Origin of the sequence: Vibrio sp. SBT000027 (assembly GCF_963894355.1) — a bacterium.
Taxonomy (GTDB): Bacteria; Pseudomonadota; Gammaproteobacteria; order Enterobacterales; family Vibrionaceae; genus Vibrio; species Vibrio splendidus.
Window position 1 is genome coordinate 2,585,584 of record NZ_CAWQGD010000004.1, and the last position, 26,832, is coordinate 2,612,415.

Genomic DNA, 26,832 nt, shown 5'->3' on the forward strand with positions numbered 1-26,832 from the left:
TATTACCTCAATCTCCTTGTGAGATTTATAACGTTTAAATTAGGAGCCTTCAGCCTAAAAGCCCTTAGCTAAGAGCTAGAACAAGAGCCTTCAGCTCAGCGCTAAAATAAAAGCCTTCAGCCGAGCTCTTAAAATAGAAAATACCGTTGTGCCATTGGTAGTTCTTCAGCAGGCTCACACGTTAGCAGTTCACCATCGGCGCGTACTTGATACGTCTGAGAGTCCACCTCAATCTTCGGCATCCAATCATTGAGCTTCATGTCGGCTTTGCTAATGTTTCGGCAGTTACTTACTACGCTAATCAAACTCTGCAGACCCAACTGTTTATCAATGTTCTGCGCTTTGGCTTCCTTAGAGACAAACAGCATTGATGTGTTTTGACATGCCTTGCCATAGCTACCAAACATAGATCGGTAGTGAACTGGCTGAGGGGTTGGGATTGAAGCGTTTGGGTCACCCATCGGCGCCATGGCGATCATGCCGCCTTTCAAAATCACACTCGGTTTCACACCAAAGAAAGCGGGCTTCCACAACACTAAATCAGCCAGCTTTCCTGCTTCAATAGAGCCGATTTCATGAGACATACCATGAGTGATCGCTGGGTTGATGGTGTACTTAGCGACATAGCGTCTTAATCGGAAGTTATCGCTGTAGTCTGAATCTTCTTTTAGGCTGCCGCGCTGAACTTTCATCTTGTGCGCGGTTTGCCAAGTTCGAGTTATTACTTCACCCACTCGCCCCATAGCTTGTGAATCCGAAGCGATCATCGAGAACGCGCCTAAGTCATGAAGAATGTCTTCTGCGGCAATGGTTTCACGGCGAATACGCGATTCGGCGAACGCGACATCTTCAGCAATCGATGGTGAAAGGTGATGACACACCATCAACATATCCAAATGCTCATCGACGGTATTGATGGTGTAAGGTCGTGTTGGGTTAGTCGATGAAGGCAGAACGTTAGGTTCGCCTGCCGCACGAATAATATCGGGAGCATGACCACCGCCCGCACCTTCGGTGTGATAGGTATGAATCACGCGATCACCGATTGCGCCAAGTGTCGATTCAACAAAACCAGATTCATTCAGAGTGTCGGTATGAATCGCAACTTGTACGTCCATCTCGTCAGCCACATTTAAGCAGGTATCGATTGAAGCGGGAGTGGTTCCCCAGTCCTCATGCAACTTCAAACCCACTGCACCTGCCGCTACTTGTTCGCGTAGAGCTTCTGGCTGGCTGGCATTGCCTTTGCCTAACAAACCAAAGTTCATTGGGAATTGATCGAGCGATTCCAGCATACGGTGCATGTTCCAAGGCCCCGGAGTACATGTGGTTGCGTTAGTGCCGGTGTTTGGCCCAGTACCACCGCCGATCATGGTTGTCACACCCGACGCCAGTGCTTCTTCAATCTGTTGTGGGCAAATAAAGTGGATGTGTGAATCAATGCCACCAGCAGTCAAGATTGAACCTTCGCCCGCTAAAATCTCCGTGCCCGGGCCGATCACAATATCAACGCCCGGTTGAACATCTGGGTTGCCCGCTTTACCCAATGCCTGAACTCGACCATCTTTGACTGCTATATCGGCTTTTACGATGCCCCAGTAATCCAACACAATCGCATTGGTGATCACCAAATCTGGAGTTTCGGCACTTGGACGCTGGCTTTGCCCTTGTCCATCACGGATAACTTTACCGCCGCCGAACTTCACTTCGTCGCCGTATATCGTGTAATCCTTTTCAACTTCTAGCCATAAATCAGTGTCAGCAAGACGCACTCGGTCACCGACTGTTGGCCCAAACATTTCGGCATAAGCCTGTCTGGATATCGTCGCCATGTTCAATCCTTTGTTATTTTCATTATTCCGTGGGAGCGCTTAGAGCTTGCCCATCACCTTTCCTTGGAAGCCATAGATCTCTAACTTACCGGCGTAACGCACTAACTCGACGCTGCGCGACTGACCCGGCTCAAAGCGGGTTGCAGTACCCGCAGGGATATTGAGTCGAAAGCCTTTAGTGGCTTCTCGGTCAAAGATCAGCGAAGGGTTTGCTTCATAGAAGTGGTAATGAGAGCCAATTTGAACAGGACGATCGCCAATGTTTTGCACCTTAACGGACGTTGTGTCGCGGCCTTCATTGAGAGTGATGTCACCGGGAGCGGTTTCGACTTTTCCGGGAACGAATCCTGAGTATTGTTTTGTGGAACCAGCCATATTACTTCTCTCTACACGATAGGTTCATGAACGGTCACCAGCTTGGTGCCATCAGGAAAAGTGGCTTCGACTTGTACATCAGGGATCATGGAAGGGATCCCCTCCATAACGTCATCGACAGTAAGCAGTGTGCGTCCAAAATCCATTAATTCTGAAACTGTTCTACCCTCACGGGCACCTTCGAGAATGGCACTGCTGATCAGTGCAATAGATTCTGGGTAGTTGAGTTTTAAGCCTTTTTGTTTGCGCTGCTGTGCCAGCATTCCTGCGCAGAAGATAAGTAGCTTATCTTTTTCTCTTGGTGTTAATTCCATTTAGCCGCCCGCTGTTAGTGTTGTTTTCTTAGTGCTCAAAAACACATGAGCAGTAAGTGGGATTCAATCACAGCAAGCTTGAAAAAATGTACCTAGGGTCGGAAGTCACCCTAGGTACAAAAAGGGCTAATCGCTAAGTCGCCCAAATCCTTGGTAAATCAGGAGTCGTACCACATAAATGAGAGCGAGTTGCTTGCCATATCTGACCAAAGGCCTGGAGGATATCTTCACTCCAATTACCCAAGGCTCGCACCACAATCAATCCTTCTATCTGAGTTGCACCCAATATTAATGTGGGTTCACTCGACGTTTTTGATGTAACTGATTGCTGTGAAGCTTGCTGTGTAATAGATAAGAGCAAGCTCTGTACCAACTCTAAATCTTGCTTCTCATTTGAGGTGATATAAAAAGTCCCCATCATTGAATAATCAAGTAATCCCATATTTATCATTAACTTATCGCCACCGTGAAAATTAAAACCTTCAGTCAGAAGCCTTTGATTATCAAGATAGATTTCTGTTTTCCCAACGAGGTGACCATGCTCGAATCCCTCATTCTGTGCAGGGCGTCCAAAACAGTGCATCTCCCAACCCCAAAATTGTGCACCCTTTTCTAGGCGAATTTCAGTGTCTAAACGAACGTGTGCATTCGGGAAAAAGATGTTCTCTTGCGGCATCCATTCTAAGCGTGCATCTTTCTTCACTCGTAGGGTCTGCTTCTGCTTGGCGTACTTGTTGTTTGAGCGGTAAAACTTGGTCGCACCGGGTGTGGTGATCAACGCATGCGCACCGCTTTCGATGATCGCTTCAATATTGAGAGTGTCACCACCTACCACTCCGCCGGGGGGATGGAGTAAGTAGGTGTGACACGTTTCCCCATCAGGATACAAGGGGCGTTGCACCGCAAGCGGACCAGACTGCTGACGATTCTTTAATACGGTTTTATCACCGCGGTCGACAAAGGTGAGATTTAAACTCGCTTGCCAACCGTCTCGGATATCTTGCTCGATGGTCTCATTCAGAGACAACACTCCCGCTAAAGAAGTGTTTATTGCTTCACTCGAAGAATATAGAGAGCTCATACGGTTAGGTACTCCTTAATCAAAGACTCATCGAGCCCTTTAATTTCACCTTCAGCTACCTGACGACCACGGTCGATAATGCAAAATCGGTCACCGACCTTTCTCGCAAATGGCAGCTTCTGCTCAACAAGCAGGACGGTGAGTCCCATCTTCTCGTTGAGCATGCGAATGATGTCGCCAATCTCTTGCACGATATTGGGCTGAATACCTTCTGTTGGTTCATCCAAGATCAACAGTTTTGGATTAACCACCAGCGCACGCCCAATCGCCAGTTGCTGCTGTTGACCACCAGATAAGTCACCACCGCGACGATGCAGCATCTCTTTTAACACTGGGAATATATCGAAGATGAACTCAGGGATCTTACGGTCGCCCTTTTCTCGAATCGGCAAACCTACTTCTAGGTTTTCTTGAACGGTAAGCATCGGAAAGATCTGACGGCCTTGCGGCACATAACCGATACCTTGGCGAGCGCGATCTTCCGCATCGGTTTTAAGAAGCGACTCACCCGATAACGAAATGTCACCGCTTTCGACCTTAACCAACCCCATGATGCATTGCAGCAACGTCGTTTTACCGACACCATTTCGTCCCATTAACACTGTGCACTTGCCTTCCGGGATCTGCATGTCCAAATCCCACAGCGTGTGGCTCTCACCGTAATATTGATTAACTGATTTAACCTCTAACATCCTATTCTCCGAGATAAACTTGTTTAACTTCTGGGTGAGCCTGCACTTGGTCCATGGTGCCTTCAGCCAGCACATGACCTTGATGAAGTACAGTGACATGGCTTGCGATAGAACGAACGAAATCCATATCGTGTTCAACTACCACAACCGAGTGCTTACCTGCCAGTGAATTGAGTAACTCAGAGGTACGATCCATCTCTTGGTGAGTCATCCCTGCAACGGGTTCATCCACCAACAATAGCCTAGGGTTTTGCATCAATAACATGCCTATCTCTAACCACTGTTTCTGACCGTGAGACAGGTTACCTGCCAAATTCGCCGCTTCGTCTTTTAAATGAATCAGCTCAAGTACCGAGGTCAGCTTGTCTTTCTGCTCACCAGACATCACAGCAGTGAACGTCGCCCACACTGAACGGTCACCGGCCATCGCTAACTCAAGGTTCTGCCACACAGTTAAACACTCAATCACGGTCGGTTTTTGGAACTTACGCCCAACGCCTGCATTGGCAATTTCAGCTTCGCTCATCTTCAATAAGTTGATGTTCGAACCCAACCACACCTCGCCAGTATCTGGCTTAGTTTTACCTGTGATGATGTCCATCATGGTGGTTTTACCTGCGCCATTAGGGCCAATGATGCAGCGAAGCTCTCCTTCATTGATGTAGAGGTTCAGATCGTTTATCGCTTGGAAACCATCGAAGCTTTTGTTGACGCCTTCCACATACAACAGCACGTTGTGGCGAGTATCGATAGCGGGGTGAATATCAGGTTTAAGGTAATCAAAGACTTGGTCTCGACGAGTGAACGCCTGAACCGATTCCTTTACGCTATTAAATGTGGTCATGCGATCACCTCCTTTGCTTTGTGCTGATCATCCTTATCTTCATCTTGGTTTTTCCCATTTGATGCCTTGCGTAGCAGCTGCCATTTTTCACTAACAAAGCCAATTACACCTTGTGGGAAATACATGGTCGAGAGAACGAATAGCCCACCCAGAGCAAATAACCACACCTCTGGGAACTCAACCGTAAACCAACTCTTGGCGTAGTTGATGATCAATGCCCCAACAATGGCGCCAAACAGAGTGGCACGACCGCCTAAGGCTACCCAAACCACAATCTCAATCGAGTTAAGCGGAGCAAATTCACCCGGGTTAATGATGCCAACTTGAGGAACATATAAAGCCCCAGCAATACCAGCAATAACCGCTGAAAGAACGAAGACCCACAGCTTGATGCCATCGACGTCGTAGCCCATAAAGCGAGTACGTGACTCTGTATCACGAATCGCTAATGCCACACGACCTAATCGACTGGTCACCACCATGCGACACGCGATGTAGCTGAGAATAAGCGCAATACCAGTCGCGACAAACAGACCTATCTTGACCGCATCACTCTGTAAGCTCAGGCCGATGATGTCTTTGAAATCCGTTAGTCCGTTGTTACCACCAAAGCCCATCTCGTTGCGGAAAAATGCCAACATCAATGCATAAGTTAATGCCTGAGTCATGATAGAAAGATAAACCCCGGACACGCGAGATCGAAAAGCTAAATAACCGAACAAGTAAGCCAATGCGCCCGGCACTAGCACCACCATCAGACAAGCAAACCAGAACTGATCAAAGCCCTGCCAAAACCACGGCAACGCAGACCAATCAAGGAACACCATGAAATCTGGTAAGACTGGGTCACCATAAACCCCACGGTCACCAATCTGGCGCATTAAGTACATGCCCATCGCATAACCACCAAGCGCAAAGAAAGCACCGTGGCCGAGGCTCAATATTCCGAGATAGCCCCACACAAGATCGAGCGCCAACGCCAACATTGCGTAGCTCAGGTATTTACCCATTAGTGAGATAGTGAAAGTCTCGACATGGAGCGGGTGCCCACTTGGTAACATGGTGTTAGCCAGTGGGATAAGAATGACGGCCGCAAGAATAACAAGGATGGTCAGTTGGCCACCTTTGTCACCACGCATTGCCGAAAGTACAAATGATTTTGACTGCATGATGTTGTCCTTAACCTTCAGCCGCACGACCACGTTGCGGGAAGAGTCCGCGTGGGCGTTTTTGAATAAATAGAATAATGAAAACCAGTACCAGAATCTTGGCGAGAACCGCACCAGCCCATGGTTCTAAAATCTTGTTGAAAAGACCAAGGCTTAAGCCTGCGACTAGCGTGCCCCATAGGTTGCCAACACCGCCGAATACCACCACCATAAATGAGTCGATGATGTACGCCTGCCCCATATTAGGGCCCACGTTAGTCAGTTGAGAAAGTGCAACACCCGCGACACCCGCAACGCCAGAGCCTAAACCGAAGGTCATCGCATCAACTCGCTCAGAACGAATCCCCATCGCACGAGCCATGCCACGGTTTTGAGAAACCGCACGAACCTGTAAGCCTAGTGGTGTCTTTTTCAGAACCATTAATAAGCCCATAAACACCAAACCACAGAACAAGATGATATAAAGTCGGTTGTAAGTCAGGGACAACATTGGGTTTAATTGAAGTGCGCCAGACATCCATTCAGGTGTGCTCACTGAGCGGTTCAAAGGAGAGAAAATCGAGCGAACGGCTTGCTGCAAGATCAAGCTGATACCAAAGGTCGCGAGTAAGGTTTCCAATGGGCGACCATAAAGATGACGAATCACACTTCGCTCGATCACAATGCCCACCAAACCAGAAACAATAAACGCAGCAGGGATAGAGAGTATCAGTGCCAAACCAATATGATTGGGCATCAACAATTGCATGACATAGGTGGTATAAGCGCCAATCATGATCAACTCGCCATGAGCCATGTTGATAACGCCCATTACACCAAAGGTAATCGCCAAGCCAATGCCCGCCAGCACCAATACCGAACCTAAACTCAAACCGAAGAATACGGTTTCGACACCCGAATAGAGTGCTTGGCTTTGTTGGTAGCTATCCATCGCACGTTCTGCTGCAGCGGTAATGCTTGGATCTTGCTCACTGTTCAGTAGTTGGTTCAGTGTTTTCAAAACGACCGAGTGTTTGAAGTCGCCAACTCGTTCAATTGAAGCCACACGATCTTCAGTGGTGGCACTGTTATTAAGAGAAGTGAAAATCGCTAACGACAAATCCATTAGCTCGGCTACTTTGCCATCTGATTCATTGGCTCTGAGTTCAGCTATGCGTTCAATGATGTCAGCGTCTTTGGTCCCTAGTAGATCCAAAACCGCTTTATAACGCACATCAGGATTACTGCTGTTGAGTCCGATAGAAGCAATTTCCCCGCGCAAGATCCCGCGAAGTTTGTTATTCACACGAACCTTTTTAAACTGTCTCGTTTTCTCGATATTCAGCGTTGAATCAGTCCATACTGACTGAGCTGACGTCGCTGTTTTGATGCTTTGAATGAGGTAGAGCTGTTTGTACTGCTCGCTCTGTTTATCACCAAAATAGTAAAGGTTTCCGTTTAACCAACCATCCAGAATAGGTTTCGACACATCTTCCGTTTGCGTCTCAATCACCCAATCGATAGCTAATTCTTTATCCGATGTTTTCTTACCAACTAGCGCCTTGGTAAAGCTAGCTTCATCCGTTATTCCCGCAAAAGCCAACTGAGCACTGACTGCCATGAGCAATAGTGCCTTAAATACGTTTAATACGTTTTTCATCCCTGCTTCCTTAACCAACCAAGTTAGATATTGTTATTTTTACTTGGAGGATGTGTGGATAGTGGTTGTTACCTGAAACTATGAACCTTCCGGTCGCTTCGCCCCTTAAACAGGGGCGTTCTCCCAAACAGGAAGGCTCAATATTCCTGAATTGACGCTCTAGTTACCGCCAGAACACTTCTTCGTTTCGACATTAAACGCACCACATGAGAATGGCTTCGACCAGCTAGAGAACAGTTTTGCCGATTCAGGTAAGTAACTCGACCAAGCATCACCCGCCACTAGACCTGTGGTTTCCCAAACGATATCGAATTGACCATCGTCTTGGATTTCACCGATCAGGACTGGTTTAGTAATGTGGTGGTTTGGCAACATGGTTGAGTAGCCGCCAGAAAGGTTAGGAACAGACACGCCAATCAAGGCATCTTGCACAGATTCAGGATCGGTTGTGCCCGCATTAGTGACCGCTTGAGCCCACATATTGAAGCCAACATAGTGTGCTTCCATTGGGTCATTGGTGACACGCTTTTCACTCTTGATGAACGACTGCCACGTTTCAACGAACTCTTCATTGGCTTCGGTATCAACACTCATGAAGTAGTTCCACGCCGCTAGATGGCCTACCAGCGGTTCTGTGTCCATACCTGACAGTTCTTCTTCACCAACAGAGAATGCAATAACTGGGATGTCTTCAGATGAAATGCCTTGAGCACCAAGCTCTTTATAAAAAGGTACGTTCGCATCGCCATTCACAGTAGAAACCACAGCGGTTTTCTTGCCCGCTTCACCGAACTTCTTGATGTCTGAAACGATAGATTGCCAATCAGAGTGACCAAATGGCGTGTAGTTGATCATGATGTCTTCTTCTGCGACACCTTTATCTTTTAGGTAGGCTTCAAGGATCTTATTGGTGGTACGTGGATAAACGTAATCGGTACCTGCAAGTACCCAGCGCTCAACTTCAAGCTCTTCCATCAAGTAATCCACTGCAGGTATCGCTTGTTGGTTTGGCGCGGCACCGGTGTAGAAAACGTTTTTAGAAGACTCTTCGCCTTCATACTGTACTGGGTAGAAAAGGATGCTGTTGAGTTCTTCAAAAACAGGCAGCATGGATTTACGTGATACTGATGTCCAACCACCGAACACCACATCCACTTTCTCTTTTTCGATAAGCTCACGTGCTTTTTCTGCAAATAGCGGCCAGTTTGACGCAGGGTCAACCACGACAGGCTCTAGCTTTTTGCCAAGCAAACCGCCCTTTTTGTTCTGCTCTTCGATAAGCATTAGCACGGTATCTTTTAGCGTTGTCTCACTGATCGCCATGGTGCCAGAGAGTGAGTGTAGAACACCGACCTTGATGGTCTCATCAGCAGCAAACACTGTTGCAGAAGAAAATGAAAGTGTTGTACACAGTGCAGCTAGCGATAAATTGAACACCTTGTTCATGATATTACTCCATAATTGTATTTTTGTTATTCAATTACAGAGTTACAAGAAGAGTGCCAAACTTAAAAAGCAATCAATAAATTTATAAGCTTTTGTATTAATTAAACTTATTAGCCAGCCACACCAATAAAGTGCATAGCAATCATGTCACTATGTTTCATACTGGTGCAGTGACGATGAGAATGAACCAAGATGACACATTCCTGTTCATCAGATACAAAAAAGACCCAACACTTTGGTATTGGGTCTCTGGTATAACATCACCGATGGTCGTTCAAACCATGCTGTTTAAGGCTATTCCGCTGGTTGGAATTCGAATTTTACTCTCGACTTTGATTTCAACTCGTTGCAATCACCGTTGCAAAAATAGCTCGCCGCACCACAGGCTTGAAGCTTCTCAAGTTGGCTGCTGCACTCAGGGCAAAACCCAACTTTAGTAAAGTGAGCCTGACAACTTTCACAGTGATACTTGCCATCCCAAGCTAGCTCAGACTGACACTTAGGGCAGATATTTTCACTCATTAGCATTTCCTAATTCACTACTATTTTTACAATCTACTACCGCTGAGACTTCGCTTGCTTGATTTGGTACATGTTCTTATCAGCTTGTGCGATCAACTGGTCTAATCCTTGAGGATCTTTCTCACAAGACAACCCAACACTCACTGAGAACTGCACATCATTGATATAAAGCGCTTGTTGCAGTGCTTTCTCTAAGCTGTGGTAGAAACTAACAACGCTTTCTTGATCATCAAAGCAAGAGAACACCACAAACTCATCGCCACCATAACGCCCTATCTTGGCACATGCTGTGGTTGCCTCATCAAGAACTTCGGCAACCGCCAACAGCACATCATCACCAAAACTATGGCCATAGGTATCATTTATCGATTTGAACTTATCGACATCAACAAACAAACACGCCATCACCTTTTCTGAAAAGCATCGCTTAGCCAACACTTTCTCAGCTTCATTAAACAATGCGCGACGATTCAAGCAATGGGTAAGAGAATCACGATTGGCGAAAAAGTTAAGCTGATTCTCCAACTCGAACTTTTCTAGTGCTACCGAATACAGGGAAGCCAGTAGTTCTAAGATCTCGAGCTCAAATTCATGCGGCTCAGATATGTACTGGCTATAAATGGCAAAGGTACCCAGTACATGACCGCGCGACGAGATAATGGGTACCGACCAACAGGCATGCAGATTCGCTTGATTGGTGAGGGCTAAAAAAGGTGCCCAGTTTGGGTGTGCATTTATGTTGGAGACCATCACTGCTTTCTTGAGTGCAGCCGCCTCGCCACAAGAACCAATCCCTGCACCAATCCCAACCCCTTCTATCTGCTGATTGTAAAAATCAGGCAGGTTTGGGGCATATTCAAGATGCAAAGTTTTAGACTCTGAGTTGAGCAGTAAAATTGAAGCCATACGCTGCCCAAAAATCTGCTCGGTAAGCTGAATGATCTTATGGTTTAAATCTTTGCGATCCATCCCAAGAGCAAGCTTGCGCAGCAAACTATTGACGGCTCGGTGGCCTTCTAATAAAAATTGTTGTTCCATTCACTAAAGCTTTCAATTGTGTAATAGGGTACAGCTTGTTCTTATGCAAGCTTACTATTGGTTAATAATAACACACTAAATAAGCCGTACACACAATCGAAGATCATAGGTTGATCTTTCGCTTTATCTATTTTGATCAGCGATCTACCCAAAAAAGAATATTTATATCACCACACACCGAAAGCATAAGTTACATGTGCTGCATTTCAATTTTAAATGGTCATTTATATTAAAAGTTACATATAAAAACAAAATAAACAGCACAAGCCAATTCGATCTGTAGTCTAAATCATCGCATTACATGCGTCAGCATTTCAATATGCTGGTCATCTAACTGAGTTAACTTAACCGATAAAGACTTAAGCTCTGACGTATTCTCGATGTGAGTACCACCACACGGAATAGACACTAAAGTGTCGCTATCCAACTGCCATTCCCAATAGCGAGAGTCTGTTAATGCCTCACCTTCCAGTCTCATTGCTACTGGCGTTGAGTCTGCAAGCCAACCTTTAATCATTTGATTAATGTCGGCTTCGATACCATCAAGATTGGTTAGCATGTCTGCAACGTTCAAACCGCGCTTCTTGAGGGTTTTTCCCAAACGATACTTATCGGTACACAACTCTGGAGTCACAAAGCTAGTCACTTGCGCGTAGCTATTGAAATCGTAGCTGCCAAGTGGATCTTTTCGGTCTGCATCTTTACGCCAATAACTCTCAGCCAATACTTTATTCAAGGCTAGGAAAGCTATGTGGCCAGCGCTGTGACCACGGCTCAAACTAGCTTGATACTCTTTATCAACCGACAACATGACTTCGTCGTTAACCTTAATCATAGAAGCAGATGCGGGGAGCTGGTGGACAACCACAAACGCCCACCCTTCCGCATCACGCTTAACAGGGATATCTGCTGCGATATGAAGCTTGCCAGTAGATTGTTCTATTGCACCAACAAGACAGTCTTCAACGGGATATTGCACGTCACCAACATTCACAAAGCCTCGGTCTGCAGGGTGGTCTGGCCAAATATGACTTACTGGGTGGAAAGGTGTCATGTCGGTGATCAGGTAGGTTTTGCTGTCATCGTTTTCAACGTACAACGCCTTTGCATTGATCTGCCAAGCCTGATGACAAAATTGAGTAATAGTTGGTGTGATAACTATTATTGGTTTCATGGATGTCGCTGGTGTCATTGGATCGCTAGTGGTCATATCGTTCTTCTTTTGAAATTGAGTCTAATTCGTTAACCCATCACGATATGGAGATATGAGGTTATGGCTTAACGTGAATTTTGCTTAAAAAAATACCCGAGACAGGCTCGGGTATCAAATCTATTGGAAAGGTTTACTTACGACCTTTAACCATGCTCATCATACGCTTACGTTTACGTTCTTGAGAAATTGTCAGCTTGGTTGTCTTAGCTTCAAATGGGTTCTCGCTGTTCTGGAATTGAATGCGAATAGGTGTACCCATAATCTCTAGTGAACGACGGTAGTAGTTCATCAAGAATCGTTTGTATGAATCTGGCAAGTTACGTACTTGGTTACCGTGGATAACGATAATCGGTGGGTTGTAGCCACCAGCGTGCGCGTATTTCAATTTAACACGACGGCCACGAACCATAGGCGGTTGGTGATCATCAGTCGCCATCTTCATGATACGAGTTAGCACAGAAGTACCAACACGAGTCGTTGCTGACTTGTAAGCTTCTTGAACAGATTCAAACAAGTGACCAACACCTGTACCGTGAAGTGCAGAGATAAAGTGAATACGTGCGAAATCAACGAAACCTAAACGACGGTCTAGTTCTTTCTTAACGCGATCTTTAACATCGCTGTCTAGACCATCCCACTTGTTTACTGCAATAACAATTGAACGACCAGCATTCAACGCAAAGCCTAACAAGCTTAAATCTTGATCAGAGATGTTGTCTCGAGCATCAATAAGCAGCAATACAACGTTAGCATCTTCAATCGCTTTCAGTGTTTTAACCACTGAGAACTTCTCTACTGTTTCGTTGATATTTTTACGACGACGAACACCTGCAGTATCAATCAGAACGTATTCACGCTCATCACGCTGCATTGGAATGTAGATAGAGTCACGAGTTGTGCCTGGCATATCGTAAACAACAACACGTTCTTCACCAAGAATACGGTTAGTTAGTGTTGATTTACCAACGTTAGGACGGCCAATGATCGCTAGCTTAATTGGTTGATCTTGAAGGCGCTTGAATTCTTCTTCAGCTTCTTCTTCAGTAAAATCAACTTGCTCTTCTTCTTCGTCTTCAAACTCAGTTAAATCGCTTACTTCGCCATTCTCTGCTTTTAACGCTTCTGCGAACGGGTTAAGAGCAAGATCAATCAACGCTGTTACGCCACGACCGTGCGCTGCAGCGATTTGGTACATGTCTTCTACGCCTAGTTGCCAGAAATCAGCACTTGCAGCATCAGGGTCGATACCATCAACCTTGTTTACTACTAGCATTGAAGGCTTTTCTAGTTGACGAAGGTGCTTAGCAATAGCCACGTCTGAAGGTGTTAGACCCGCACGGCCATCTACCATAAATAGAACGACATCAGCTTCATCAATCGCCGCTAGCGACTGTTCAGCCATTTTAGTTTCAACACCTTCTTCGGTACCGTCGATACCACCAGTGTCAATAACAATAAAGTCATGCTCGCTAAAATGAGCATGACCGTATTTACGGTCACGCGTTAAGCCAGGGAAATCCGCAACCAATGCATCACGAGTTCGAGTCAATCGGTTAAATAACGTAGATTTACCTACATTCGGACGCCCTACTAGAGCAACAACAGGTACCATAACAACCTCTACAATTTCTTCTCTAAATGTAGTTATAGGTAAGCACTTGATCGCAAGTTTAAACTCTTACCTATAACCACACGGTTTATTAATTCATAACAACAAAACGGCTCCTAGCTGTTACCAACCAGGAGCCGACTGTGAATTGTATCACGCTTTTATTGGCTAATCGTTAGTTTCTTTACATCGCCATTGCGAGTCGTCACTAAGTAGCCTTCAGGCATTTCAATTGGCGCAACCGCAAAGCCGCTATCATCGACGAGCTGTTGAGCAACAAACTCACCCGATGAACGATCTAACCAGTGCAGATAACCTTCTGTATCACCCACAACTACATAACCATTAATAATAGCAGGTGCTGTCAGTAAGCGGTTTTCTAACAATGGAGTGCTCCAAAGTTCAGTACCACTACGCGCATCAACCGCAACCACATGGTCTTTGTCGGTAACAACGAACAAACGGCTACCATCACTCGCTAAGTCAATCGCTGACGAGTAGTTACGCTTCCAAATTGGCTTACCAGAACGGAGATCGATAGCGATTAGTTGACCATTGATACCTACGGTATACAGGGTTCCGCCAAGAACAATCGGTGATGCATCGACATCAACCAAGCGATCGATTTCCGTTGCACCTTTTGGTGTGCCTACAGGCTGTTGCCAAATAAGCTGACCACGGTCAACAATAGCGGCTGCTAAACGACCATTTGCCGTTCCCCAGAATACACCGCCAGAAACCGCAACAGGCGAGCTATCGCCACGAAGTGTTAGGCTTGGAACTTCAGTGCTAATCGTCCATTTTTGTTCGCCGCTTTCTTGATCTAACGCGATCAACATACCGCGACTGGTATGAACAATAACCATGTTGCTTTCAGTTGCTGGGGATGCAAGCACCTCACCATTCACTGATACACGCCACAACTCTTCACCGGTTGATTCATCCATCGCGATCACTTCGCCATTTTCAGAACCAACAAATATTTTGCCGTAAGCCGCCGTTAAGCCACCCGATAAACGAGCCAGTACTTCTTTCTCAAGATCGACTTTCCACAGCTCTTTACCGGTTTCAGGGTCAAGCGCTTTAACCATACCTTCACGGCTCGCAACAAACACTTTGTCGTAAGCCAATTCTGGCGTTAGTTTTGAAAAGTAGTGACCAACACCATCACCAACCGACGTAGACCATTCCTGACTAGGAGTGAACTCGCTATTTACTGTTGGTACTGGCGCCATGATTACGGTGTCTTCTTCACCCGCACAGCCAGCCAATAGGCCAAGAGCAATCGCACACAACGCCGCTTTTGGAAACATCTTCTTCATTCAAAGCGCCTTATTTAGCTAGGTCGTCAAGTTTGATTTGAAGCGTTTGGCTCGCATCAGCTGCTTGTTGTGCTTCAGAGTAAGCACTGTAAGCCGCATCTGTATCGCCTTTACGAAGTGAGATATCACCACGCAGTTCAGCAACACGGCCAGTCCAAGATTCGTCAGTCATCGCTTCAAGATCAGTCAATGCTGCGTCAAATTCACCTTGCTCAGCTTTGATACGTGCAGCACGGTAAGTCAGTAGTGGCGTAAGTGCCGCATCCTTAGTTGCCGATTTTGCCCACTCAAGCTGTTCAAGTGCAGCAGCAAGGTCACCCGCTTGAACTTGCGCTTTTGCTAATTGCATAGCAGCAAGTACAGAGTATTCAGCGTCTTTGTTAGCGTCGATAAAAGCTTGAATATCAGATTGAGCATCAACGCCCTTAGCATCAAGAGCTGAAATTACAGAGGTGTAGCCTTCTGAAGCCACTTCACGCGCTTCAACGACTGAATCTTGGTAATAGCGCCAGCCAAATAGACCGCCTAAACCAATAACTGCACCAAAGATTACGGCTTTACCGTTCTCTTTCCACCAATCTTTAATGGCTTCAACTTGTTGCTCTTCGCTATCGTAAAGTTCCACTTCCTGTCCTCTTTAATTCTTTAAACGCCAGCATAGTGCTGACGTTGATATTCATGATGAGCGTTTGCTCAATGGCTAATTAGATTAGCGCAGCAACTTTCTCTGCAACTTCCGTTTGAGACACGGTTTCTTGCTCGCCGCCAACCAGATCTTTTAGCACAACTGTATTGTCAGCAACTTCGTTCTCACCAAGTACCAGTGCTACAACAGCACCTACTTTGTCAGCACGCTTGAATTGCTTCTTGAAGTTACCACCACCGAAGTGGTTCATTACACGTACGCCTTCAACGGTGTCACGTAATTGATTCGCTAACTGCATGCCTGCGATCATAGTACCTTCGCCAGCAGCAACCACGTATACGTCAACGCTACGGCGAACTTCTGTTAGCTCTAGCGTTTCCATCATAAGAACCAGACGCTCTAGGCCCATTGCGAAGCCAACAGCATTGGTTGCTTTGCCGCCTAGTTGCTCAACAAGACCATCGTAACGACCGCCACCACAAACTGTACCTTGAGCACCAAGACTGTCAGTGATCCACTCAAATACTGTGCGGTTGTAGTAATCTAGGCCACGTACTAGACGCTCATTAACTTGGTATTCGATACCAACAGCGTCAAGAAGTTCACACAAACCAGCAAAATGTTGCTTCGATTCTTCACCTAAATATTCAGATAGTCGAGGTGCGTCACCTAAGATCGCTTGAACATCTGGGTTCTTAGTATCAAGTACACGTAGAGGGTTAGTGTGCATGCGACGTTTGCAGTCTTCATCTAACACATCAATGTGTTGCTCAAGGAAAGCCACTAACGCTGTACGATAGCTTACGCGATCTTCTTGAGAACCGATTGAGTTCAGCTCGAGGCGAACGTGCTTATCGATGCCGAGTTCACGCCATAGACGTGCTGTCATCATGATAAGTTCTGCGTCAACGTCTGGACCGTCTAGGCCAAACACTTCAACACCACATTGGTGGAATTGACGGTAACGACCTTTTTGAGGACGCTCGTGACGGAACATTGGACCCATGTACCATAGGCGCTGCTCATCACGGTTGATAAGGCTGTTTTGAATACATGAACGTACACAACCTGCTGTGCCTTCTGGACGCAGCGTTAGGCTGTCGCCATTACGGTCATCAAAGGTGTACATCTCTTTAGAAACAACGTCTGTCTCTTCACCAACCGCACGGCTAAATAGGTTCGTTTCTTCAACGATAGGCATACGTACTTCGTTGTAACCGTATGCACTCACCACACTTTTAACTGCGCTTTCTACTTTCTGCCACAGTGGTGATTGAGTTGGTAGGCAGTCATTCATGCCTCGAATTGCTTGGATATTTTTAGCCACAGTATTTATTCCGTAATTTCTCACGACCAGGTGTTAGTGCGAATAGACAAACACACCCCATCGCGTTGTATTAATCTTCTAAGTTTTCTACATCAATGCGATTTGCTTTATCAAGCACCGATGCTTTTGCTCGGATCTTAGCTTCAAGCTTGTCGACAAGGTCATCGTTGTCAAAACGCTCTTTCTGACGCTTACCGTCTTCGTAGAAGGCACTCTTACGAGCACTACCCGCAAGGCCTAAGTGAGACACTTCAGCTTCACCAGGGCCGTTAACGACACAACCGATGATAGAGACATCCATTGGAGTCACTATGTCTTCCAAGCGCTCTTCAAGGGCGTTAACAGTGTTGATAACATCGAATTCTTGGCGAGAACAGCTCGGACACGCAATGAAGTTGATGCCACGTGAGCGAATGCGCAAAGATTTAAGAATATCAAAGCCAACTTTGATCTCTTCGATTGGATCTGCTGCTAGCGAGATACGCAGCGTATCGCCGATACCTTCAGACAATAACATGCCCAAACCTACAGCCGATTTCACAGAACCCGCACGAGCTCCACCCGCTTCAGTAATACCTAGGTGAAGTGGTTGGTCAATCTGCTTAGCAAGCAAACGGTAAGAACCGACGGCTAGGAATACATCAGAAGCCTTCACGCTGACTTTGAATTGATCAAAGTTCAGACGGTCTAGGATATCGACGTGACGCATTGCAGATTCAACTAGCGCTTCTGCTGTAGGCTCTGTGTATTTCTCTTGGATCTCTTTTTCAAGAGAACCACCGTTAACACCAATACGAATCGGGATATTCATATCACGAGCACAATCCACAACAGAGCGAATGCGGCTTTCGTTACCGATGTTACCTGGGTTGATACGCAGACAGTCAACCCCATACTCTGCCACTTTAAGAGCGATACGGTAGTCGAAGTGAATGTCAGCAACCAAAGGAACAGAGACCTGCTGCTTGATTAGCTTAAAAGCTTCAGCGGCCTCCATAGTCGGTACAGATACGCGAACGATATCTGCCCCCACTTTTTCCAAAGCTCTAATTTGAGCGACGGTCGCGGCGACATCTGTTGTTCTTGTGTTGGTCATGGATTGCACAGCAATTGGTGCACCATCACCGATCGGCACATCACCCACATAAATACGGGTTGATTTGCGACGAATAATAGGAGATTCGTGTTGCATATTAACTCTAAGGTAAGGTTATTCTAGCTACTTTGCCTGAAGTATACCCAGAAAGGTCGACAGGTTCACTTGCAAATGTCATCGATACGCCTTCAGGCGCACCCAGAATCACTTTATATGGTGCAGTTCCAGAAAGATTTAATGTCTGGCCTGCTTTTTTAATGCCGGTAGATAACGTTTTGCCCGAAGCATCTTTCACTTGGATCCAGCAATCAGCAGAGAACTGCATCACTAGCTCGTTAACCACAGCTTCAGGCGCTACAGTCTCTGGTTCCGCAGTAACCGAAGCAACGTTTGCTGCTTCTGGTGCTTCTTCAATGACTTCAACAGGGTCAAGAGTTACTGAATCTTCAGCTGAACTCACTTCAGTAAGCTCATCAGAGTTTTCAGTAACAGGAGATGTCTCTGTGTTTTGTTCTGCTTCAATCACTTCGAGTGAAGTCAGTTCAGGATCAAGCGACTCTTCTACCACTAGCTCTTCCGAGCTTTCAGTATTGGCTAAAGATTGAGATAAGGTATCTTGCTGTTGGTTCTGCCACCACCAAAGTGAGGAGATACCCACAATCACAGCAAAGATGCTCCAAGTAAGGAGCATAATACGGCTGTTGTGCTTCTCGGTTTTAGTCTTACGAGAGAAGCTCAACATTTCTTGTTCTTGATGTTGGGCATCACCAGAATGATGAAGCGCGTTCAACACGACTTTTTCATCAAGATTGACGTATTTCGCGTATGAACGAATGTAACCACGCATAAAGGTGGCAACCTGATCTGACTCGAATTGGTTTTCTTCAATTTGCTGGATAAGCGTAACGCGTAGCTTCAAGCGATCAGAGATCTGCTTTTGTGTTAAACCAAGAGATTCTCGTTTATTTTTGAGCAGCGTTCCCGCTTCAATTGCTGGAGCGACAGTTTCTTGCGTTTGTGTTTCTTGTTCTGTGTTCATAGAGAGTGAACTTCTAAAGTATTATTGCAGGTTGATGAGAGCATTTTTTATTTTCGTTTAAGCTCAATCTTACAACCTACTATGTGGAATTTTTCCTGTCACCCGGTTCATCAACCCTTAAAGTAGAAAACCACACACTGTTGGTGAGCGACTTTCTCAGGAAGCTAGTTTATCAAGTAGCCAACCTAAATAGACACATTGACGATTATCGGGTAACAAGCGAGCACTTAAATTAATTTAAGATTATTTAATCATAAGCTAATGCCATTACAAGGCAAAAACACTTTCGACAAAATTTACCGTCAGCTCATGGTTTTGTCCAAAATTTAACGAAAAATGTAAGAAAGCGTGGGGAAAAAATCCAATTTTTGGAAATTCACCTTCCAGAAAAGCAACAAGCCAGAAGGAATCCTTCTGGCTTGTTTAGATCTAAATGGTATTTAAACCGCTTTTACTTGAATCACATCACCTGCGATTAAGTTAGCTTCAGAGGCGGCTTTCAGCATTTTAGTACGCTTGGTTCTATCAATGACATCACCAACCAGCTGACCACATGCGGCATCAATATCATCACCACGTGTTTTACGAACCGTTACTGTGTAGTTGTATTCCATCAGCGTTTTTTGGAAGCGATCAATTCGAGAGTTGCTTGGCTTCTTGTAAGGCGAACCCGGATAAGGGTTGAATGGAATCAAATTGATCTTACAAGGCGTCTCTTTCATTAGCTCAGCAAGTTCACGAGCGTGGTCCATATCATCATTCACATGATCCAATAGAACGTACTCAACCGTTACTTTACCGCGGTTAGCATTTGAAGAAGCAATGTAACGACGAACCGATGCTAGGAAATCTTGGATATCCCAACGGTCGTTGATTGGCATGATTTGGCTACGTAGTGCATCGTTTGGTGCGTGTAGAGAAATCGCCAGAGCCACATCGATGTTGTCTGTCATCTGATCAAGACCAGAAACAACACCAGATGTTGATACTGTCACACGACGCTTAGACAGTGAGAATCCTAGATCATCAAGCATCAGCTCTAATGATGGAATTAGGTTCTTCATATTAAGCAGAGGCTCACCCATACCCATCATTACGACGTTAGTAATTGGACGACGACCCGTATCTTTCTCTAAACCGATTTCACGTGCAGCACGCCAGATTTGACCAACGATCTCTGAAACTTTCAGGTTACGGTTGAAGCCTTGTTGAGCCGTAGAGCAGAATTTACATTCAAGCGCACAACCGACTTGCGAAGATACACATAGCGTCGCACGGTCACCATCTGGGATGTATACCGTCTCAACGTCTTGGTCACCAACGCTCATCGCCCATTTAATGGTGCCATCTGCAGAGTGCTGAGCTTCAGAAACGATAGGTGCAACAATCTCACAGCGATGCAGAAGTTTCTCGCGTAATTTTTTGTTGATGTTGTTCATTTGTTCGAAGTCATCGACACCGAAGTGATAAATCCACTTCATCACTTGCTCTGCTCGAAACGCTTTCTCATTCAGTTCTTCTGTGAAAAATTTACGAAGACCTTTACGATCAAAATCGAGTAGATTGACTTTAGCTGTGGTCATGATGCCTCTCAATGACGGAACAATAATTAAGGGCGCGAATTGTACAGGCTTTACGCAACTTCAACAAGCGCTGTAAAACCCTGTGTTTATTAAGACATTCAAAGTTAAGCGATTAAAACTTGAACAATTGTTTTGTTCGGTCTGAGAATACCTAAATTGAAGAAAAGATTCCCGATTACGCTCCTCCGTTGCTCTCGGGAATGACGTAAATAATCTCCACAATCTAACCAATACTTACCACAAGATTGTGGCCCCACCATTCATCGCTATCAGGTCATGAACTCCTCAAAGCCCGTCATTCCAGAACTGAGGAACGAGGTATCTGGAATCTCCAACAACTAACAGAGATTCCCGATTACACTCCTACGTAGCTCTCGGGAATGACGACTAAATAGATTATCGAGAATGCAAAGTCCACATACGAAAAAGGCTTCACCGAAGTGAAGCCTTTATTGATATTTTCTGTTGTCTGCTTATTCAGCTGGACGTGGGCAAATTTCAGATTCTGGGAAGAAGAATTCGATCTCGCGAGCTGCAGACTCAGGGCTGTCACTGCCGTGTACTGAGTTGTAACGCATGCTGATTGCGTAGTCAGCACGGATAGTGCCGCATGCCGCTTCTTCTGGGTTAGTTTTACCCATTAGTTCACGGTAACGAGCGATCGCATTTTCGCCTTCAAGTACTTGAACCATGATAGGACCAGAAGTCATGAACTCTTTTAGTGGTCCAAAGAACTCTTTACCTTCATGTTCTGCATAGAAGCCACTTGCTTGCGCTTCAGTAAGAGAAACCATTTTAGCGGCAATAATCTGTAGGCCTGCTTTTTCAATGCGGTGGTAGATTTCACCAACAAGGTTACGCTTAACTGCATCCGGCTTAACAATTGAGAACGTTCTTTCTAGAGCCATAGGGATTCCTTCACTTCATTTTTTTGTTATTAAATACTGAAATTACTGAGATCATTCGATCTGAGTTGATGAATAAGCGGTATCGAAATACCGCTCACTCTTATTATTATTTTGCTTGGTCGATAAGAAGACGAGCCAGTGTACGAACACCCATACCGGTCGCGCCTGCAGCCCACTTATCACTTGATGACTTACGGTAAGTACCCGCGCAGTCCATGTGAATCCAACCTTTTTTGTAGTCATCGACAAAGTAAGAAAGGAACGCAGCAGCTGTACTTGCACCCGGAGTGTAATCACCAGAGCTGATGTTTGATAGATCAGCAAAATTTGAAGGCAACATGCCACGGTGGAAATCAGCAAGAGGCAATGGCCATAGGCCTTCTTTCTCTTGATTTGCAGCCGTTAGTGCTTGATGAGACAACTCATCATCGAAGCTCAATAGCGCGTGGTAATCATTACCCAGTGCGTTTTTAGCCGCGCCGGTAAGCGTTGCACAGTCGATGATCAACTCAGGGTTTTGTGCACTTGCGTACATCAAACCATCAGCAAGAACCAAGCGACCTTCCGCATCGGTATTCATGATCTCAACCGTCTTACCATTTTTGTAAGTAATGATGTCGCCAAGCTTCAATGCACGACCCGAGATCATGTTCTCTGCACAACATAGAATAAGCTTAATACGCTTGTTCAGGCCGCGTTCAATCGCTAGACCTAAACCACCCGTAATAGTTGCTGCGCCGCCCATGTCAGCCTTCATTGCTGTCATGAATTGACCTGGCTTGATGCTGTAACCGCCTGAGTCGAAAGTGATACCTTTACCAACCAGACAAGCAAATACAGGTGCGTCTTCGTCGCCGGTAGGGTTGAAGTCCAGTTGAAGCATTGCAGAAGTACGCTCAGAGCCGCGGCCTACCGCGTAGATGCCTTCCCAACCTTCGGTTAGTAGGTCTTTGTCTTTAACGATTTTCGCTTTAACTGTGCCCGCAGGAGCCACTGACTTGATGTATTCCGCAGCCATTGTCGCTAATTGACGAGGGGCCACTTCTTCAGCGGTTTTGTTGATAATGTCACGAGTCCAATCAGTAGAGCGAATGCGAGCTTCTAGCTCAGCTTGATCGGTTTCTGAAAGTGTATCCCATTCCAATGCATTCTTTTTCTTTGGTCCACGGTAGCCTTGGTAGAAAGCCCAAACGCTTTCTAAATCCCACCCTTCACCGCTAAGTGAAACCAATGCGATACCTTGTCCGTCAAGCGTACGACCAGCACGTTGAACCGCCCCTAAATCGTGGCCTTCACCAATGTGAATTGTCGCTCCCGCTTCAGAAAACGATAAAATAGCTCTTGCTCCCCACTGAGGCTGGGCAGCTTCTTGACTTAAAAATACTGACATCTGTGTAGACATGATTTCTCCTTGTCATGAACCACCTTGAGTGTGTGGTTCTGATTATTTTTTATTAGCGGACTGATGTTAGCATTATGTAGGAGAAAAATGTCATTTTGATAAAAAAACGGACCATAAGGTCCGCTTTTTTTAGTAAGAATTGTTAACTTGGCTGTGTTTTATATTGGATAAATTCCAACCAACGGCCAAATTATAGAACAAGAGGGCTAGTCCATCTCATCCATCCAGCACAAAATAATGGCCTCTAGAATTTTCTCATTCGAGTGATTCGGCTCATCATCAAAATCTTCGAGATCTAACACCCATTGATGCAAGTCCGTAAAACGCACCGTTTTAGGATCGGTATCTGGGTATAAATCACATAGTTCAATCGCAATATCTCGCGAATCAATCCATTTCAAGCTCATAACACTTCCTTATATTTATCAGCGACGATTTGTCATCTTCATGATTTATATTCTATGCCAGTTTTACTAACAGTTTTAGCCGAGCTGAATTCTTAGTGCTCTTCAGAAGCTAGGTTCAATGTGTACTTTGGAATCTCAACAACCAGGTCAGTATCCGCCACTTTAGCTTGGCAACCAAGACGAGACTCCATTTCCAGACCCCATGCTTTATCAAGCATGTCGTCTTCTAGGTCATCACTTTCTTCTAATGAGTCGAAACCTTCACGAATCACAACGTGACATGTAGTACATGCACACGACTTTTCACATGCGTGTTCAATACCAATACCGGCCTTCAGTGCAACATCAAGAACCGTCTCACCAGTTTTTGCTTCTAAAACAGCGCCTTCTGGACATAGATCTTCGTGAGGTAAAACAATAATCTTTGGCATGTTTATCTATTCTCTAACTATTAAATATTATCGACTGACTGACCTGACAGTGCAGCTCGAATTGATTTATCCATACGACGAGAAGCAAAGTCTTGGCTCGCTTTGTCGGTATTCTTAATTTCTAGTTCAATGGCATCGGAATTATCGCCATTACGCACTTCGATCAGTGCTTCAATCGCTTGAACAAGTTGTTGTTTTCCTTGTTCATCAAGCAGCTCGTCACCATCAGCTTGCATCGCAGCAATAAGGCCTTCGATAACACGATCCGCTTCTACGCGTTGCTCAGCCAGAGCGCGCGCTTGCATGTCTTCTTTTGCAAACGTCATCGAATCTTTCAGCATGCTAGCTACTTCGTTGTCACTTAGACCGTAAGAAGGCTTAACTTGGATTTCAGCTTGAACGCCAGTGCTCTTCTCCATCGCGGTAACCGATAGCAGGCCATCAGCATCCACTTGGTAAGTGACACGAATATGCGCAGCACCTGCTGTCATTGGCGGAATGCCTTTCAGAGCAAATCGAGCTAGTGAACGACAGTCGTCGACCATTTCACGCTCGCCTTGCACGGTGTGCACTGTCATTGCAGTTTGACCGTCTTTGAACGTGGTAAATTCTTGTGCGCGAGCAACAGGGATCGTGGTGTTACGAGGGATGATCTTTTCGACCAAGCCACCCATAGTTTCGATACCTAAGGAAAGTGGGATAACATCTAGAAGTAGCATCTCAGAGTCAGGCTTGTTGCCAACTAAGATATCCGCTTGAATCGACGCACCAATCGCAACCACTTCATCAGGGTTAATGCTGGTTAATGGCGTACGACCAAAGAAGCCACCCACCATTTCACGGACAAGTAAGGTACGAGTTGAACCACCAACCATAACCACTTCCAGAACTTCGTCCGCGTCAACTTCAGCATCTTTCAGTGCGCGACGGCACGAAAGTAGCGTTTTCTTAACTAATGGCTTGATGAGCTCTTCGAACTCTTCACGAGTTAATGAACCAGACCAACCTAGTACGTCAACATCAACACTTTCAGCTTCAGATAAGCCAATCTTCGCTTCTGTTGCTGCGTCTAGAAGAATACGGTTCTGTTCTGCCGTTAGCTCTGATAAGCCCATTTGCGCTTGGAAATGCTCTGCAATCAAATGGTCAAAGTCATCGCCACCTAGCGCAGAGTCACCACCGGTTGCTAAAACTTCAAAGACACCTTTAGATAGGCGTAGGATAGAGATATCAAACGTACCACCACCCAAGTCATAAACGGCGATTACCCCTTCTTTACCGGAATCCAGACCGTAAGCAATCGCTGCGGCAGTAGGTTCATTAAGAAGACGTAACACGTGAAGACCAGCAAGTTGCGCAGCGTCTTTCGTACCGGCACGCTGTGCATCATCAAAGTACGCAGGAACGGTAATCACTGCACCAGATAGCTCGCCACCTAGTGTTGACTCAGCACGTTGACCTAGCGCTCGCAGAATGTCTGCTGATACTTGAATTGGGTTCTTGTTGCCTTGCTCTGTGCGAATCACAGGCAAACCATTATCACTTTCTTCAAACTGATATGGCAGAGACGGGTATCGCTGTTGAATATCTGACAGTGAACGACCGATTAATCGCTTAACTGAGATAATGGTATTTTTAGGATCAGTTTGTGCATTTGCACGCGCTTCATTACCAGTCGTATAAGATTCCGATTGGTAGTGAACAACTGAAGGTAAAATGCTTCGACCTTGTTGATCAACGAGTGTACTCGCCTCGCCACTGCGTACTGCAGCAACCAACGAGTTTGTTGTACCTAAATCAATACCCACAGCAAGCTTATGCTGGTGAGGAGCGGCGCTTTGCCCTGGTTCTGCAATCTGAAGTAGTGCCATGGAGGTGTCCTTGTTATACAAACTAGCCGATCAAACGATCTTCAACTAATTCGATTTCATTCTTTAATTTTGCAATAAACTTAAGCTTTCTTACTCGGTCTGCAGCTTCAAGCCAAGCTTCGCTTTCGAGTTCTTGTTGGATAGCGCTTAATTGTTGTTTATACATTTTGCTAACCTTGCCTTCAAATGCAAATAGCGCATCTTCGGGATCAGAACTGTCTGCGATGTCTTCCAGCTCTTCACGCAATTCCATCTGCTCCATCAGGAACATCGGATCTTGCATGGTCTGTTGTTCGCCACGAATGTCTTCACCGTGTTGAACCAGCAGGTATTCTGCTCGGCTGATTGGATTCTTCAATACCTGGTACGCATCATTGATTTGTGCCGCTTTTTGCACGGCTAATAAGCGATCACGCTCAGAAGCTATCGCGAATTTATCAGGATGGAATTGGCGTTGCAGATCTCTAAACTGAGAAGAAAGAAGGCTACCATCCAGTTGAAACTGAAGTGGTAGCCCAAATAATTCGAAATGATTCATGTAAAGGTGGTCCTAAGTTTAGGCTCTTTGTTCAGAGCCTAATTTTATTCTTCGCTTACAACGCTTAACGATTCAAGCGTTTAAACATTGAAGCTCTCACCACAACCACATTCGCCTTTCGCGTTCGGGTTGTTGAATTCAAAACCTTCGTTTAGGCCTTCTTTTACATAATCAAGCTCAGTACCATCTAGGTATACTAGGCTCTTTGGATCAATGATGACCTTAACACCTGAATGCTCAAACACTTCGTCTTCTTCGTTAAGCTCGTCAACGAATTCCAGTACATACGCCATACCCGAACAGCCAGTAGTTTTTACTGCTAAGCGTAATCCGAGACCTTTACCACGGTTATCTAGGAAAGCTTGAACTCGGCTTGCTGCCGTATCTGTCATGGTGATGGCCATACTACAACCTTGTGTTTTATATAAATTGAGAACTCAGGTGGGAGCACAAAGGGTGCTCCCAAATATTACTTATTTTTTCGACGT

General features: G+C 45.6%; 26 protein-coding genes. All 26 read right to left on the reverse strand.

The window, feature by feature from the left end:
* Positions 1–128: 128 nt before the first annotated feature.
* Positions 129–1,832, reverse strand: coding sequence for an urease subunit alpha (ureC, locus tag AACU28_RS21465; RefSeq protein ID WP_121603574.1), 1,704 nt, complete (start codon positions 1,830–1,832; stop codon positions 129–131).
* Between the two features lie 39 nt (positions 1,833–1,871).
* Complete coding sequence (locus AACU28_RS21470; RefSeq protein WP_004735120.1) at positions 1,872–2,207, reverse strand: urease subunit beta; 336 nt, start codon at positions 2,205–2,207, stop codon at positions 1,872–1,874.
* 11 nt (positions 2,208–2,218) lie between these two features.
* Positions 2,219–2,521 (reverse strand): urease subunit gamma, encoded by a 303-nt coding sequence (gene ureA, locus AACU28_RS21475; RefSeq protein WP_017092435.1) that lies wholly within the window; start codon positions 2,519–2,521, stop codon positions 2,219–2,221.
* Between the two features lie 133 nt (positions 2,522–2,654).
* Positions 2,655–3,602: an urease accessory protein UreD gene (locus tag AACU28_RS21480; RefSeq protein WP_017092436.1), complete on the reverse strand. Its 948-nt coding sequence runs from the start codon at positions 3,600–3,602 to the stop codon at positions 2,655–2,657.
* Positions 3,599–4,294 carry an urea ABC transporter ATP-binding subunit UrtE gene (gene urtE / locus AACU28_RS21485; RefSeq protein ID WP_121603575.1) on the reverse strand — a complete coding sequence of 232 codons (696 nt, stop codon included), beginning with the start codon at positions 4,292–4,294 and terminating at the stop codon, positions 3,599–3,601. The genes AACU28_RS21480 and urtE overlap by 4 nt, the downstream gene beginning before the upstream one ends.
* A gap of 1 nt (position 4,295) precedes the next feature.
* Entirely contained in the window at positions 4,296–5,138 is an 843-nt protein-coding gene (gene urtD / locus AACU28_RS21490; RefSeq protein WP_017092438.1) for an urea ABC transporter ATP-binding protein UrtD, read from the reverse strand.
* The gene (gene urtC / locus AACU28_RS21495; protein WP_121603576.1) at positions 5,135–6,307 is read right to left on the reverse strand and encodes an urea ABC transporter permease subunit UrtC; all 1,173 of its coding nucleotides are present in this window, start codon (positions 6,305–6,307) and stop codon (positions 5,135–5,137) included. The genes urtD and urtC overlap by 4 nt, the downstream gene beginning before the upstream one ends.
* Positions 6,308–6,317: 10 nt before the next feature.
* Positions 6,318–7,946 (reverse strand): urea ABC transporter permease subunit UrtB, encoded by a 1,629-nt coding sequence (urtB, locus tag AACU28_RS21500; RefSeq protein WP_017087871.1) that lies wholly within the window; start codon positions 7,944–7,946, stop codon positions 6,318–6,320.
* Between the two features lie 159 nt (positions 7,947–8,105).
* Positions 8,106–9,392, reverse strand: coding sequence for an urea ABC transporter substrate-binding protein (gene urtA / locus AACU28_RS21505; RefSeq protein ID WP_004735113.1), 1,287 nt, complete (start codon positions 9,390–9,392; stop codon positions 8,106–8,108).
* Positions 9,393–9,686: 294 nt separating this feature from the next.
* Positions 9,687–9,914 (reverse strand): zinc ribbon domain-containing protein, encoded by a 228-nt coding sequence (locus tag AACU28_RS21510; RefSeq protein ID WP_017056199.1) that lies wholly within the window; start codon positions 9,912–9,914, stop codon positions 9,687–9,689.
* 36 nt (positions 9,915–9,950) lie between these two features.
* Positions 9,951–10,952, reverse strand: coding sequence for a GGDEF domain-containing protein (locus tag AACU28_RS21515; protein WP_017087870.1), 1,002 nt, complete (start codon positions 10,950–10,952; stop codon positions 9,951–9,953).
* A gap of 289 nt (positions 10,953–11,241) precedes the next feature.
* Positions 11,242–12,162: a metal-dependent hydrolase gene (locus AACU28_RS21520; RefSeq protein ID WP_102497436.1), complete on the reverse strand. Its 921-nt coding sequence runs from the start codon at positions 12,160–12,162 to the stop codon at positions 11,242–11,244.
* 133 nt (positions 12,163–12,295) lie between these two features.
* A complete protein-coding gene (der, locus tag AACU28_RS21525; protein WP_004735108.1) occupies positions 12,296–13,777 on the reverse strand; it encodes a ribosome biogenesis GTPase Der in 1,482 nt (493 codons plus the stop codon).
* Between the two features lie 158 nt (positions 13,778–13,935).
* Positions 13,936–15,096, reverse strand: a complete 1,161-nt coding sequence (bamB, locus tag AACU28_RS21530) for an outer membrane protein assembly factor BamB (protein ID WP_004735107.1) — start codon at positions 15,094–15,096, stop codon at positions 13,936–13,938.
* Between the two features lie 10 nt (positions 15,097–15,106).
* Positions 15,107–15,721, reverse strand: a complete 615-nt coding sequence (locus AACU28_RS21535) for a YfgM family protein (RefSeq protein ID WP_004735106.1) — start codon at positions 15,719–15,721, stop codon at positions 15,107–15,109.
* Between the two features lie 79 nt (positions 15,722–15,800).
* A complete protein-coding gene (hisS, locus tag AACU28_RS21540) occupies positions 15,801–17,069 on the reverse strand; it encodes a histidine--tRNA ligase (protein WP_004735105.1) in 1,269 nt (422 codons plus the stop codon).
* 70 nt (positions 17,070–17,139) lie between these two features.
* Positions 17,140–18,261, reverse strand: a complete 1,122-nt coding sequence (gene ispG / locus AACU28_RS21545) for a flavodoxin-dependent (E)-4-hydroxy-3-methylbut-2-enyl-diphosphate synthase (protein WP_004735104.1) — start codon at positions 18,259–18,261, stop codon at positions 17,140–17,142.
* A 7-nt stretch (positions 18,262–18,268) separates the two neighbouring features.
* Positions 18,269–19,204, reverse strand: coding sequence for a cytoskeleton protein RodZ (rodZ, locus tag AACU28_RS21550; protein ID WP_121603577.1), 936 nt, complete (start codon positions 19,202–19,204; stop codon positions 18,269–18,271).
* Positions 19,205–19,644: 440 nt separating this feature from the next.
* Entirely contained in the window at positions 19,645–20,787 is a 1,143-nt protein-coding gene (locus AACU28_RS21555) for a bifunctional tRNA (adenosine(37)-C2)-methyltransferase TrmG/ribosomal RNA large subunit methyltransferase RlmN (RefSeq protein ID WP_004735102.1), read from the reverse strand.
* 473 nt (positions 20,788–21,260) lie between these two features.
* Positions 21,261–21,695 carry a nucleoside-diphosphate kinase gene (ndk, locus tag AACU28_RS21560; protein WP_004735101.1) on the reverse strand — a complete coding sequence of 145 codons (435 nt, stop codon included), beginning with the start codon at positions 21,693–21,695 and terminating at the stop codon, positions 21,261–21,263.
* Positions 21,696–21,801: 106 nt separating this feature from the next.
* Positions 21,802–23,097, reverse strand: coding sequence for an aminopeptidase PepB (gene pepB / locus AACU28_RS21565; RefSeq protein WP_065606557.1), 1,296 nt, complete (start codon positions 23,095–23,097; stop codon positions 21,802–21,804).
* A gap of 206 nt (positions 23,098–23,303) precedes the next feature.
* On the reverse strand, positions 23,304–23,504 hold the full coding sequence (gene iscX / locus AACU28_RS21570) for a Fe-S cluster assembly protein IscX (protein WP_004735099.1): 201 nt from the start codon (positions 23,502–23,504) through the stop codon (positions 23,304–23,306).
* 92 nt (positions 23,505–23,596) lie between these two features.
* Positions 23,597–23,935, reverse strand: coding sequence for an ISC system 2Fe-2S type ferredoxin (gene fdx / locus AACU28_RS21575; RefSeq protein WP_004735098.1), 339 nt, complete (start codon positions 23,933–23,935; stop codon positions 23,597–23,599).
* A 20-nt stretch (positions 23,936–23,955) separates the two neighbouring features.
* The gene (gene hscA, locus AACU28_RS21580; protein ID WP_017090953.1) at positions 23,956–25,806 is read right to left on the reverse strand and encodes a Fe-S protein assembly chaperone HscA; all 1,851 of its coding nucleotides are present in this window, start codon (positions 25,804–25,806) and stop codon (positions 23,956–23,958) included.
* Between the two features lie 22 nt (positions 25,807–25,828).
* A complete protein-coding gene (gene hscB, locus AACU28_RS21585) occupies positions 25,829–26,344 on the reverse strand; it encodes a co-chaperone HscB (protein ID WP_009848288.1) in 516 nt (171 codons plus the stop codon).
* Between the two features lie 80 nt (positions 26,345–26,424).
* Positions 26,425–26,748 carry an iron-sulfur cluster assembly protein IscA gene (iscA, locus tag AACU28_RS21590; RefSeq protein ID WP_004735095.1) on the reverse strand — a complete coding sequence of 108 codons (324 nt, stop codon included), beginning with the start codon at positions 26,746–26,748 and terminating at the stop codon, positions 26,425–26,427.
* Positions 26,749–26,832 lie beyond the last annotated feature (84 nt).

Coding starts and splice junctions, on each gene's coding strand:
- AACU28_RS21470 (WP_004735120.1), bottom strand. CDS start 2,207: ATGGCTGGTTCCACAAAACAATACTCAGGATTCGTTCCCGGAAAAGTC.
- AACU28_RS21520 (WP_102497436.1), bottom strand. CDS start 12,162: ATGACCACTAGCGATCCAATGACACCAGCGACATCCATGAAACCAATA.
- AACU28_RS21515 (WP_017087870.1), bottom strand. CDS start 10,952: ATGGAACAACAATTTTTATTAGAAGGCCACCGAGCCGTCAATAGTTTG.
- ureC (WP_121603574.1), bottom strand. CDS start 1,832: ATGGCGACGATATCCAGACAGGCTTATGCCGAAATGTTTGGGCCAACA.
- der (WP_004735108.1), bottom strand. CDS start 13,777: ATGGTACCTGTTGTTGCTCTAGTAGGGCGTCCGAATGTAGGTAAATCT.
- ureA (WP_017092435.1), bottom strand. CDS start 2,521: ATGGAATTAACACCAAGAGAAAAAGATAAGCTACTTATCTTCTGCGCA.
- AACU28_RS21555 (WP_004735102.1), bottom strand. CDS start 20,787: ATGACCACAGCTAAAGTCAATCTACTCGATTTTGATCGTAAAGGTCTT.
- rodZ (WP_121603577.1), bottom strand. CDS start 19,204: ATGAACACAGAACAAGAAACACAAACGCAAGAAACTGTCGCTCCAGCA.
- ndk (WP_004735101.1), bottom strand. CDS start 21,695: ATGGCTCTAGAAAGAACGTTCTCAATTGTTAAGCCGGATGCAGTTAAG.
- bamB (WP_004735107.1), bottom strand. CDS start 15,096: ATGAAGAAGATGTTTCCAAAAGCGGCGTTGTGTGCGATTGCTCTTGGC.
- hscA (WP_017090953.1), bottom strand. CDS start 25,806: ATGGCACTACTTCAGATTGCAGAACCAGGGCAAAGCGCCGCTCCTCAC.
- iscX (WP_004735099.1), bottom strand. CDS start 23,504: ATGAGCTTGAAATGGATTGATTCGCGAGATATTGCGATTGAACTATGT.
- urtD (WP_017092438.1), bottom strand. CDS start 5,138: ATGACCACATTTAATAGCGTAAAGGAATCGGTTCAGGCGTTCACTCGT.
- AACU28_RS21480 (WP_017092436.1), bottom strand. CDS start 3,602: ATGAGCTCTCTATATTCTTCGAGTGAAGCAATAAACACTTCTTTAGCG.
- urtA (WP_004735113.1), bottom strand. CDS start 9,392: ATGAACAAGGTGTTCAATTTATCGCTAGCTGCACTGTGTACAACACTT.
- urtE (WP_121603575.1), bottom strand. CDS start 4,294: ATGTTAGAGGTTAAATCAGTTAATCAATATTACGGTGAGAGCCACACG.
- hscB (WP_009848288.1), bottom strand. CDS start 26,344: ATGAATCATTTCGAATTATTTGGGCTACCACTTCAGTTTCAACTGGAT.
- pepB (WP_065606557.1), bottom strand. CDS start 23,097: ATGTCTACACAGATGTCAGTATTTTTAAGTCAAGAAGCTGCCCAGCCT.
- urtB (WP_017087871.1), bottom strand. CDS start 7,946: ATGAAAAACGTATTAAACGTATTTAAGGCACTATTGCTCATGGCAGTC.
- fdx (WP_004735098.1), bottom strand. CDS start 23,935: ATGCCAAAGATTATTGTTTTACCTCACGAAGATCTATGTCCAGAAGGC.
- ispG (WP_004735104.1), bottom strand. CDS start 18,261: ATGCAACACGAATCTCCTATTATTCGTCGCAAATCAACCCGTATTTAT.
- urtC (WP_121603576.1), bottom strand. CDS start 6,307: ATGCAGTCAAAATCATTTGTACTTTCGGCAATGCGTGGTGACAAAGGT.
- AACU28_RS21510 (WP_017056199.1), bottom strand. CDS start 9,914: ATGAGTGAAAATATCTGCCCTAAGTGTCAGTCTGAGCTAGCTTGGGAT.
- iscA (WP_004735095.1), bottom strand. CDS start 26,748: ATGGCCATCACCATGACAGATACGGCAGCAAGCCGAGTTCAAGCTTTC.